Source organism: Longicatena sp. 210702-DFI.1.196, from assembly GCF_020563125.1.
GTDB classification, from domain to species: domain Bacteria; phylum Bacillota_I; class Bacilli_A; order Erysipelotrichales; family Erysipelotrichaceae; genus Longicatena; species Longicatena caecimuris.
The window spans coordinates 78,629-90,846 of the sequence record NZ_JAJCPX010000005.1 but is presented as its reverse complement, the minus strand read 5'-3'; the positions used below and the strand labels follow the sequence as shown (position 1 = coordinate 90,846).

At 36.6% G+C, this 12,218-nt stretch carries 7 protein-coding genes; 6 read left to right on the top strand and 1 reads right to left on the bottom strand.

All coding sequences use genetic code 11. The annotated features are described in order from the left end of the window. The first annotated feature begins 36 nt into the window (after positions 1-36). The 6 genes from pfkA to LI241_RS03930 all read left to right on the top strand — a co-directional run bounded on the left by pfkA (position 37) and on the right by LI241_RS03930 (position 11,396). Positions 37-999: a 6-phosphofructokinase gene (pfkA, locus tag LI241_RS03955; RefSeq protein ID WP_008687942.1), complete on the top strand. Its 963-nt coding sequence runs from the start codon at positions 37-39 to the stop codon at positions 997-999. 41 nt (positions 1,000-1,040) lie between these two features. Further along, entirely contained in the window at positions 1,041-2,462 is a 1,422-nt protein-coding gene (gene pyk, locus LI241_RS03950) for a pyruvate kinase (protein ID WP_008687943.1), read from the top strand. Between the two features lie 214 nt (positions 2,463-2,676). Continuing rightward, positions 2,677-3,666: a hypothetical protein gene (locus LI241_RS03945; protein ID WP_008687947.1), complete on the top strand. Its 990-nt coding sequence runs from the start codon at positions 2,677-2,679 to the stop codon at positions 3,664-3,666. Positions 3,667-3,852: 186 nt separating this feature from the next. Further along, the gene (locus LI241_RS03940) at positions 3,853-9,186 is read left to right on the top strand and encodes a SpaA isopeptide-forming pilin-related protein (RefSeq protein WP_227151014.1); all 5,334 of its coding nucleotides are present in this window, start codon (positions 3,853-3,855) and stop codon (positions 9,184-9,186) included. Between the two features lie 61 nt (positions 9,187-9,247). Beyond that, positions 9,248-10,153, top strand: coding sequence for an ROK family protein (locus LI241_RS03935; protein WP_008687949.1), 906 nt, complete (start codon positions 9,248-9,250; stop codon positions 10,151-10,153). A gap of 4 nt (positions 10,154-10,157) precedes the next feature. After that, a complete protein-coding gene (locus LI241_RS03930) occupies positions 10,158-11,396 on the top strand; it encodes an aminopeptidase (protein WP_008687950.1) in 1,239 nt (412 codons plus the stop codon). A gap of 35 nt (positions 11,397-11,431) precedes the next feature. On the opposite strand, the gene LI241_RS03925 is transcribed toward LI241_RS03930, so the two are convergent. Beyond that, entirely contained in the window at positions 11,432-12,058 is a 627-nt protein-coding gene (locus LI241_RS03925) for a recombinase family protein (RefSeq protein WP_227151012.1), read from the bottom strand. Positions 12,059-12,218: the final 160 nt, after the last annotated feature.

Here is a 12,218-nt window from a genome sequence, read left to right as displayed (position 1 = left end):
AATGGTATCATAATAACCGTGAATGGAGGAATTTTTATGGTAAAACGCATAGGTGTTTTAACTTCTGGTGGAGATGCACCGGGAATGAACGCAGCAATTCGCGCCGTCACAAGAGTTGCACTGAACAGTGGAATCGAAGTCTTTGGTATCTATGATGGATACAAGGGTATGGTAGAGGGATATATTGAACCTTTAACAAAAGCCAGTGTCGGTGAGATCATCGATCGCGGCGGAACGATTCTAGGCTCTGCTAGATTGCCGGAATTTAAAGATCCGGATGTACGCGAAAAAGCAGTGCAGCAGCTGAAAAAACGTGGAATAGAAGCAATCGTTGTTATCGGTGGTGATGGTTCCTATCGTGGTGCTTTAGCACTGACTGAAATGGGTATTAATTGTATCGGTTTACCTGGCACAATTGATAATGACATCACTTGTACGGACTTTACGATTGGTTTTGATACAGCCTTAACGACAATAGTTGAAGCAGTCGATAAATTGCGAGACACATCAAGCTCTCATCATCGATGCTCCATTGTTGAAGTCATGGGAAACCGCTGTGGTGATTTGGCCATTTGGTCAGGCATTGCGTGCGGTGCTGAAATCGTTATTACATCTTCAACCGGCTTTGAGGAAGGCGAAGTGCTGGAGAGATTGCGTGATTTAGATTTGATCAAAAAGAAACGTCATGCAATTGTTGTGATTTCAGAAAAAATTACCGATGTTCACCAATTTGCCAAGAAGGTAAGTTTAAATACCGGGTTTTCCGGCAGAGCCACCGTGTTAGGCCACGTACAGCGTGGAGGATCACCAACACCGACGGATCGTGTGTTAGCGAGCCGTATGGGTGAAAAAGCAGTTGATTTGCTGATGCAGGGTATTGGAGGACAATGTGTCAGCATTAAAGACAATCAGATTATTGCAGTTCCTATTGAAGAGGCATTGAATACGCCAAGAGAATCACGTAAGAAGTTGCAGAATCTGTTTGAGCGTCTGGTATAGCATATAAAAGGTAAATAGGTTATTAGGAAAGGAAACAGTTTATGATTGAAAACAGAAAAACTAAAATTATTTGTACGATCGGGCCAGCATCCGAAAGCAAAGAAATGATGACGAAGCTGGTTGAAAACGGTATGAATATCATCCGTTTGAACTTCTCTCACGGGGATTATGAAGAACATGGTAACCGTATCAAAAACATTCGCGAAGTTGTTAAAGAAACAGGAAAGAATGTTGCAATCTTATTAGATACAAAAGGACCAGAGGTTCGTTTAGGTGACTTTGAAAATGGATCTGAAACGTATGAAACAGGAGAAATTATTACCATCGTACGTGAAAAAATGTTGGGAACACATGAAAAATTCCACATTCAATGTCCAGAAGTATTTAACGATGTAGAAGTGAATGGAACGATTTTAATTGATGATGGTAAATGCCGTCTGACAATTCTTGAAAAAAGAGAAGGCGAATTAAAATGCCGTATCGAGAATCCACATACATTGAAAAGCAGAAAAGGCTGTAACTTGCCAGGAGTGCGTTTAAGCATGCCGTTTATTTCTGCAAAAGATGATGCTGATATCCGTTTCGGATGTAAAATGGGTGTTGACTATATCGCTGCATCTTTTACTAGACGTAAAGAAGATGTGTTGGCAATCCGTAAAATTCTTCGTGAAGAAGGAAAACCAGATATTCAGATTATTCCAAAAATCGAGAATCAAGAAGGTTTCGATAATTTAAGAGAAATCTTAGATGTTGCGGATGGTGTTATGGTTGCCAGAGGTGACTTAGGTGTTGATGTTTCATTGGAATTAGTACCAATTTATCAGAAACAGATTATTAAAACGGCAAATGAAATGGGAAAACCAGTTGTTACAGCAACACATATGTTAGAAAGTATGCAAGGAAATCCACGCCCTACACGTGCAGAAGCAAGTGATGTTGCCAATGCTGTGTTAGATGGAACAGATGCAATTATGCTGAGTGGTGAATCAGCTGCCGGCGCTTATCCAATTGAAGCTGTACAGACGATGGATCGCATTGCTAAGGTGATGGAACCAACGTTACCATATCGTGAACGTTTAAAAGCAAGTATTAAAACTTCACAGCGTACAAAAAATGATGCAATCGCTATTTCTGTAGCAGATACAGCTATGGCATTGGATGTTGCTGCGGTAATTGCTTTTACACAGAGTGGTACAACGGCACGCCGTATTTCTAAATTCCGTCCGGAGGCACCAGTAATTGCTGTTACTTTCGATGAAAAGACACAACGTTCATTAGCTATGAACTGGGGTGTTACAACTGTTCTTTCTGAAATTGCAAATAATCAGAACAATGAATGTGAACTGGCACGTGCAATTGCTAAAGAACATGGAATCAAAGTTGGCGAAACAATTATTATAGTTGCGGGATATCCTGTTGGAAATGGTGCAACAAATACCATGAAGATTATTGAAGTAAAATAAATTGACTTCTAGACATGCATAATTCGTGTGTGTCTTTTTTTTGCGAGTTTTTTGCCAGTGAATTGCAAGTTTTCTGCACATCTTTCCATGTTACAATGATAATGTCAAAAAGTGTTCAGGCTGAGTCATGAAGATTTTATAAGAATTTTATTATGGAAATTATATTATAGAAAAGTAAGGAAATATGATATAGTGATGGTATAGGAGGGAGAATATGAAAAAGTTGAGATATCTTTTCATTTTATGTGTGTTCTGTATTGGCTGTACACCAGAGCTTGATGTAACGATAAATGACAACATCGTTATTGAGTATGGTCATGCGATTCATAAGAATGTTTTGATTGATGCTAAGAAATCGAACAAGAATGTGAGCGTTTCTAAGATTGAGGATCTAGATATTAATAAAATAGGACGACAAGAAGTGAAAGTTACATTTACAGATGGAAGCAGAACTCTTGAAAAACAAATGGTGATAGATGTTGAGGATACCGCATATCCAATCATAAAGTTTAAGAAAAAAGTTGTTACTCTAAATGCAGGCGAGAAATACGATGTTAGAAATAATATAAAAACTGTAAAAGATCCTGTAGATGGTGATTTAGCATATAGTGATAAGAAAACTGAAAAGAATGGTTATTATATAGATAGCGGCAAACTGAACACAAAAAAAGCAGGAACCTATGAAGTGATGGTATTTGCAAAAGATGTAAATGGTAATGAAGCAAAAGAAAGCTTCAAAGTTGTGGTAAAGAAAAAGAAGGTTGTGAGACCTGTAAGTGAACCTACAAATAATGGAGTTAGCAATTCTAATACATCGAATGTTTCGGGACAGTCTAATAACAACAACACCAATATTACAAACAATACGAATAAATCTAATGAATCAAATAGCACAAATAAGGCACCTGCTAAGAATGATACGTCTTCTTCAGGAAATAAAACGGATAAACCTTCCGGTAATAAGAAAGATGATGGGAAATTATGTCCGTTAGGAAAAGATCCTTACAAACCTTGTAATGCGATTTTGAATTATAAAGGAGGTTATGGTGTTTATCCAACGATAGAAGCTGCAATGGATGATGGCGAAAGACTGGCATTAGATAGGAAAAGTCCATACTGGATGAAGGGTTTTACTGCCGGTCCTTTATTTAATAATATAAATCATGTCCAAGCTTATACAATCTTTTGGGATATGGAACATTAAACTTAGAAAAATAAATTAAAATATTATGTATATGTAAAGAGAGCAATCGCTCTCTTTTTCTATTGCTGCAAGGAGGAAAATAAATAACATGTACTATTTTAGGATGAAACCACCATAGCCCGGCATTGCTGGGCTTTTTGAATGAAAGAGGGTTACAGAGATAAGCAATAAAGGAGGAAATGTGAAATGGGCTTATTAGACAAATTAAAAAAATTGCCAAAACTAGCCTTGGCAGGAACGGTGTGTTTGACAACGATGTTAAATAATAGTGCCCCTATACATGCTGCAGGAAATACATCATTAAAGTATATGGATGGTTGGAGTATGGCTGGTGAAGCGTATGGACAAGGTGCTATGCTATATCGTGATGGTGAACATGTGTACTGTATTGAACCAGGGGTAGGATATCCAGAAGGAGTATCTTATGGGATACACGATATAGATAAAACTTTATCTCAAACATTAATTAAAAAGCTATCCCATATCTCTTATTATGGTTATGGCTATAGTGGTAGAACCGATAAGAAGTGGGCAGCCGCTACACAGAATTTGATTTGGGAAAAGGTCTTAGGTTATCGCCGTGACTATATTCAGGTTAGTGGTGAGAGTATGACTTCTCTTGAAAATCAGATCATGGATGATGTTAATGATTATTACACAAAACCATCATTTGATAGTAATTCTTATACTTTAGATATTGGTGAATCAATTACCTTGACTGATACAAAAGGAATTTTATCTAAATATAACGTAAAATCAAGTGATGGATTGAGCGTGACTAAGAGTGGCAACAAATTAACCATTACTGCAACTGCATCTGCGAAAGATAATTCAGAAATTATCTTATCAAATGTACCATCATCAAAACAAGGAGATTCCATTATGTATTGGGATGGTGTTGCAGGTCATCAAAAGACGGCAGTATTTTTGGTGAATGACCCTACTTTTGCATATATTGATGTAAAGGTGAATAAATATGGCTCTCTTAAACTTGCTAAAATAGATGAAGATGGGAATAAAGTAGCAGGTACCAGTTTTAAGGTATCTAAAAATGAAGATATGAGTTCTTCTGTAGGTACTTATACAACCGGAGAAGATGGAACAGTTACTGCTAATGAATTACTTCCAGGCAAATACTACATTCAAGAAACAAAAGTTCCTAATCATCTGATTTTAGATAATACAATCCATTCAGTTACTATTGAAGCTAATAAAACAGCTACTTATACAGCTACAAACAAATGGAAACAAGGCAAATTAAAATTACGGAAATTTGATAGTAAGAATGGAAAACAAATCGAAGGTGCTACTTACGGTATCTATAATGAACAAAACCAAGAATTACAGCGTTTAGTTACCAGAGCTACAGGATATGCAGAATCTGGCTATCTACGCTTTGGTAATTATTATGTGAAAGAGATTGCTTCTCCTGAAGGATATGTCTTAAATTCAACAAAATATCCTGTGACGGTTTCAGAAAATGAAGAAGTTATCACCATTAATGCAGAAGATAAACCAATTGAAGGCTATATCGAAATTAAGAAGAAAGATAGCTTGAATGGTGCATCTATCGGTGGAGCAATCTATGGCATTTATGATGCTGACGGAAAAGAAGTGCAACAATTAACGACAAAAGCTGGTACTTATGTAAGATCTAAAGCATTAACTTATGGAAGTTATACCATAAAAGAAATCGTAGCTCCAGAAGGATATGTATTGAGTACACGTATTTATAATGCCACAATCAAAACTGAAGATCAAAATAGCCAAGTCACAGTTGAAGATAAGCCGATTGAAGGATATATTCAGGTAGTGAAGAAAGATAGTAAGTCAGGTAAGACAATCGTAAAAGCACATACCGTGTTTGAAGTATATAGGGCATCTGATGACTCTTTCATTGATACCATCACTACAAATAGCGCTGGTAAGGCTAAAACGGATCTATTGCGTTATGGTGATTATTATTTGAAAGAAAAAACAGCACCTTATGGTTATGCGTACTCAGAAACCAAAATTAAGTATCAGATACGTGAAGAAGGAAAAACTTATACAGCGGAATTTGCTAATGTACGAACACCTGGAAAGATAATGATAAGTAAGGAAGATAGTAAGACAGGGAAGCAGCCATTGGGTGATGCTACTCTTGCGAATGCGATTTATGGTATCTATGCAAAAGACAATATCTTGGATCCAGCAGATGGTGAGATTCTTTATAAGCCAGATGATAAAGTGGCTACTATGACGACGGATGCAGATGGTAATGCATCAAAAGATGGTTTATATCTAGGTGCTTATTACATTAAAGAAATTACTCCAAGTAAAGGCTATACTTTAGATACTACAACATACAATGTTATTCTTGACTATGTAAATCAAAGTGAAGCAATCATTACCAAGAAACAGACTGTTTTAGAAAGAGTGAAAGCACAAGCATTTGAACTTATTAAAATATCAGATCATGGGTCTGGGGAGACTGATCTATTAGAATGTGCGGAATTTACAATCAAATTAAAAGCAGATGTAAATAAAGCTGGTTCATGGGATAAAGCACCAATTGCGAAAAATGCAGAAGGTAAAACCGTAGCTATCATGAAAACTGATCAGAAAGGCTATGCATTAAGTGATGAATTACCTTATGGAGAATATATCGTAAGAGAAACAAAGGTACCTGATGAGCATTACAGGATTGACGACTTTACGGTTATCATAAAAGAAGATAAGCGAGAACCACAAACGTGGCGTATTTTCAATGATAAGAAATTCCATGCTGTGATATCTATCATCAAACAAGATGCGCAGACACAAAAAACCATTGCTGTTTCTGGCGCAACCTTTAAGATAAAAAACTTGGATACTAATTCATATTTTGGTTATTGGGAATGGAACCCTTTCCCTCATTATGTTGATAGTTGGACAAGTGATGAAAGTGGTACGGTAATGACTGGAGATGTTTTAGAACCAGGGAATTATCAATTAGAAGAAACTAATGCTCCAAAACCTTATTTGGTAAACACGACACCCGTAAAATTTAAAGTCAGTTCCAATGTGGCGTATGAAACATTGCCAGATGGTACAACTCCTGTTATTTGCATCATCATGAAAGATATCTCGGTTAAAGGGAAAATAAGCGTAGAAAAACAAGGAGAAGTTTTGACTGATGTAAAAAAAGATGGTAAAGGAAATGTACAATTTGTATATGAAACTAGAAAGTTGCCAAATGCTCAATTTGCAATATTTGCTAAAGAAGATATTTTTGCTCCAGATAACAGCGGGACACTTTTGTATAAGAAAAACCAATTAGTGGAAAGCATTAAAACCGATAAAAACGGTATGGCGCATTCTAACTTGTTACCACTTGGAAACTACATGGTGAAAGAACAGCAGGCGCCAGAAGGATTCATACAAACCAATGAAGTACATGATGTTTCTCTACAATATGAAACCCAAGAGGTGCCTATTGTGTTTGCTTTGGCGGGTATGTTTGAGAATAAACGGCAGAAAGTTCATCTTGATGTACAAAAACTTGATAAAGATACGAAACAACCTTTAGCAAATGCAGAATTTAAACTGTATGCCATGCAAGATATCGTATCGGTAGATGGCAAAATGTTAATTCGCAAGGATGAATGTATTGAAACTGCGACGTCATCAAAAGATGGAAAAGTACCAATAATAAGTGATTTGCCGCTTTCAATGTATAAATTGAAAGAAACAAAAGCACCAATAGGGTATGTTTCTACAAATTTTGAAGAACAGATTGATGCGCATTACCAAGGACAGGATATTCCTTCGATAACATATAAAGCATTTATAGAAAATGAAATCACGGAAGTAGAAGTTGCCAAAAAAGATATTACCAATGACGAAGAAATCGAAGGTGCACAAATGATGATTTACCCAAAAGATGAACCTGGGGCAGTTTTTGCAACATGGATTTCTGGACAAGATGGTAAGGATGATAAAGGCAAGATCAAGCCACATATCGTAAAAGGATTACAACCAAATACCACCTATATTCACCATGAAATTTCTAGTCCACATGGGTATGCTTTAGCACAAGATGTTGAATTCGAAATAAAAGATAGTGGAGATTTGCAATTCGTAGAAATGAAAGATGAACTTGTCTTAGGACAATTGGTCTGGGAAAAAACGGGTGAAATCTTTATGTCAACTGTAACTGGCCAGTGTGAATTTGGTAAGACGGAAAGTCCGGTATGGGAAACATCAAACCTATTGCATGCAGAAATTACGATATATGCTGCAGAAGACATTAAAATTGGAAATACTTTGTATTACCATAAAGATGAAAAAGTTGAAAGCTTAGAATCAGATTGGGACGAAGTTGCTAGTAAGCATTTGGTGTGTGGAGCATATTATTACATGGAAACGAAAACACCACATGGTTATGTAAAAGATGTTAGAAAGCATTATTTCATGATTGAAGACGCACAAACAACAAAGCTTCAGATTCATACATCTTCCCTATATAACGAACGTCCGCATTTTACCTTAAATATGACGAAACTTTTGGAACAACAGGAAGTTTTTAAGAATGAAGATGCTTATCTAGATGTTCTTTATGGTATATATGCTAGAGAAGATATTTATGATTACATGGGAAAGGTTGCGATACCTAATGGGACGTTATTACATACAAGTGGCATTGATAAAACAGGAAAATTAGAAAACATGATCGATTTACCTAACGGTGTTTATTATGTAAAGGAACTTAAGACCAATGCCCAATATGTACTGGATGAAAAAGAATATGATTTTGAAATCGGCTGGCATGGTGAAGATGTGGTGAATTATGTTGTACATCTGCAAGCAGAAAGCACATTAGAAAATAAACTTGCCAGAGGCAGTCTTTTGATCCATAAAGTAGATAGTGAAAATAAAAACCAAAGGATGAAAAATGTGACGTTTAGGTTATCGGATAAAAAAGATATGTCACATATCTTGAAAGAACAGGAAACAGATGAAAACGGTTATGCACATTTTGCTAATTTAGAATTAGGTATGTATTATGTACAGGAAAAAGAGCAAGTCGCCGGTTATACTTTAAACGATCATATTTATCAGGCAAAGGTTGCGAAACATGGGGATGTTTTAGAAATCCGTATTGAAAATGTACCAGTAAAGATGCGCTTTGATAAGATTGATGAGAAAGATAAAAAGCACTTAAAAGGCGCTATTTTACAAATACTAGATAAGCAAAATGGGCAAGTGATAGCGGAATGGACAAGTGATGGAACCCCTTATACTGTCATGTATCTGGAAGAAGGCAAAAACTATGTATTTCATGAGGTATATGCGCCAAAGAATTATCAAAAAGCAGACGATATCACATTTACGGCTAAACATAATAAAACAATCGTGATGAAAGATGAAAAGATAAAAGTAAAGCATAATGTTGTTACCATGGATGCTAGTTTGCGCAGGGATTTCTTGATGCTTTGCTCTATTACATCTTTATGCGTGCTCTGTATGTTGAGAAAGCGTAAGAGAAATTTAGATTAATTAGAGAAAAACCCTTTCATTTATGCTAAAATAGAACTAGCAAATGTGAAGGAGGAGTTTTATGAAAACTTATATTGGTGTCGATTTAGGAGGCACAAATGTACGAGTTGCCAAAGTCGATGAAGAAGGTAATGTTTTACAAATCGTAAAAGATTCTACAGAAATTGGTAAAGGCACAGAACATGTAATCGCGAAAATTATTTCTTTGATTGAAAGCATTGATGGTTATGATGATTGTGTCGGTATCGGTATGGGAGTGCCTGGCCCTGTAGATACAGTGAACGGTAAAATGGTATTGGCTACAAATTTGCCTGGCTTTGAAGGCTATCCAATTGCTAAACGTATTGAAGATCATTTCCATAAGCCAACCTTTGTTGATAATGATGTTAATGTTGCCGGTATGGGTGAAGCGGTTTTAGGTGCTGGTAAGGGCAAAGGAATTGTATATTATGTTACTATTTCGACAGGTATAGGTGGAGCCTTGGTTGTCGATCAGCATGTAGTTGCTGGCAAGAATGGGCATGCTGGTGAAATTGCAAATATCATCATAGATCGCAATCGTGAAAAAGTGAATTATTTGAATGTTGGTGCTGTAGAAAACGAAGCGAGCGGTACAGCGATGACAAGAAAAGGAAAAGCTGTATTCGGAATAGATGCGATTGCACATGCTGGGGATGTTTTTGATCTGGCAAGAAAAGGCAATGCAGAGGCATTAAAGTTGTGTGATGACATGGCATATGATTTAGCTATCATGTTCTCCGTGATTGCACATGTTGTGGATCCAGAAGTATTTGTTGTTGGTGGTGGCGTAATGAAAGGGAAAGATGTTTTCTTTGAAAAAATGGAAAACTATTTCCGTAATATGATCCACAAAGGGATGCAGATTGTAGAATTTAAAGAAGCCGAGTTAGAAGAGCCAGGTATCATAGGTGCTGCGATGTTGCCAAAAGCCTATGTAAAGGATTAAATATATGAACAAAGCAATCATTAAAAAATATGCAAATCTTGCAATTCGCAAAGGAGTTAATTTACAAAAAGGACAAACATTGCTTATTCAAGCAGATGTGGATGCAGTAGAAATGACACGAGCTTGTGTTGAAGAAGCATATGCAGCTGGAGCCAAAGAAGTTGTTGTATTTTATCAGGATGATATGAATCGTCGTCAGACTTATTTGCATGCTGATGAAGAAACTTTGTGCAATGTTCGAGAATGGCAAGTACATTCAAAACTGGATTATTTAAAAGAGGGTGCTTGCATCCTTCATATCATAAGTGAACTTCCTGGAGTCTTTAAGGATGTGGACGCTGCCAAAGTTGCGAAAGCACGTTTAGCTGGTGCAAAAGCTAATAAAGAAGCGCAGGCTTATACGATGATGAATAAAACGCAATGGAGTATTATCGCAGTGCCAAATAAAGCGTGGGCTATGGAAGTATTCCCGGAATTTGAAGATGCTGAAAATGAGGCAGTTGAAGAGTTATGGGAGCGTATTCTCCATGCCGTACACGTACGAGAAGATAATGATCCAATTGCAGAATGGGATGAGATGCAAAACAATTTCGTACGACGTATACAAGCACTTAATGAACATAAGTTTAAAGCGTTACATTTCACCAATTGTTTAGGAACGGACTTGACAGTTGAACTTGTGGATCATCATATTTGGGCAGGGGGAAGTGAAAAGACAGTTGCTGGTGTGATTTTTAATCCGAATATGCCTACAGAAGAAATTTTTACAATGCCCAAAAAGACAGGAGTACAGGGTAAGGTCGTAGCTAGCAAACCATTAAACTATAATGGTAATATGATTAACGGCTTCTGGATGGAATTTAAAGATGGCAAAGTAGTTGATTTTGATGCTGAAGAAGGGAAAGATACACTATCTGAGCTGATTCATTTTGATGAAGGCAGCTGTTATTTAGGTGAAGTGGCTCTCGTTCCAGATGCGTCGCCAATCTCACAAAGCGGTATATTATTCTTTAATACCTTATTTGATGAGAATGCATCGTGCCATCTCGCTCTTGGCGATGCCTATCCTATGAATGTTGAGGGAGGCATTGATATGAATGAAGAAGAATTGAATAAAGCAGGTGCGAATCATTCTATGACACATGTAGACTTCATGTTTGGTAATGATGATATGAGCATTGATGGTATAAAAGATGATGGATCTTGTGTACCAGTATTTCGCAAAGGAAACTTTGTGTTCTAAATATTTATCAAAAAAACGACAGATATGCACGCTAGCTATCTGTCGTTTTCTTTCATCCTTCTGTTTTCCTCATATTCTCTGGCTTTTTTATAAAAGGTTGAGTATTTTAAACCGGATTCTTTAATAGCATCCTTACTCATCAATTCGCCTTTTTTCCAGCGTACCATGATTTTTTCAAAATCTTTCGGTAAATCAATCTCCGGACGACCAAAACGTACCCCTCTCATTTTGGCGGCACGAATACCCTCAGCTTGACGCTGGTGAATGTTATTACGTTCATTTTCCGCAACAAAAGATAATAACTGTAATACGATATCACCAATTAAGGTGCCAATCAAATCTTTGTTTTGATCAGTGTCTAGTAACGGCATATCGAGAATTTTGATATCGACACTTTTGGTTTTGGTTATGTACTTCCATCCATTTAGGATTTCATTGTAATTTCTTCCCAGTCGGTCAATACTTTTGATTACGAGCAAATCACCAGGTTTCAGTTTTTTATAAACAAGTCTGTGATAAGCTGGACGATTAAAGTCCTTTCCACTTAACTTATCCATATAGATATATTTTTTATCAATCCCATAATCCAGCATCTCCAGGTATTGCCTTGCCTCATTTTGATCTTGGCTTGATACCCGGACATATCCATATGTTCTTCTCATAATGCACTCCTTTCTCTATTGTGAATTATACTAAATTTTGGTATTTATTGAGAATTCCAAAATTTACCATTCACATAGATGGTATTTTACCATAGTTCTATAAGTGCCACCAGTCAATCCCATAATTGGTAGGTTAGAGAAACAGTTTTCATCAAATTAT

Excerpts from the sequence above, each read along its gene's own strand:
- pfkA (WP_008687942.1), top strand. The coding sequence starts at position 37 with ATGGTAAAACGCATAGGTGTTTTAACTTCTGGTGGAGATGCACCGGGA.
- pyk (WP_008687943.1), top strand. The coding sequence starts at position 1,041 with ATGATTGAAAACAGAAAAACTAAAATTATTTGTACGATCGGGCCAGCA.
- LI241_RS03945 (WP_008687947.1), top strand. The coding sequence starts at position 2,677 with ATGAAAAAGTTGAGATATCTTTTCATTTTATGTGTGTTCTGTATTGGC.
- LI241_RS03940 (WP_227151014.1), top strand. The coding sequence starts at position 3,853 with ATGGGCTTATTAGACAAATTAAAAAAATTGCCAAAACTAGCCTTGGCA.
- LI241_RS03935 (WP_008687949.1), top strand. The coding sequence starts at position 9,248 with ATGAAAACTTATATTGGTGTCGATTTAGGAGGCACAAATGTACGAGTT.
- LI241_RS03930 (WP_008687950.1), top strand. The coding sequence starts at position 10,158 with ATGAACAAAGCAATCATTAAAAAATATGCAAATCTTGCAATTCGCAAA.
- LI241_RS03925 (WP_227151012.1), bottom strand. The coding sequence starts at position 12,058 with ATGAGAAGAACATATGGATATGTCCGGGTATCAAGCCAAGATCAAAAT.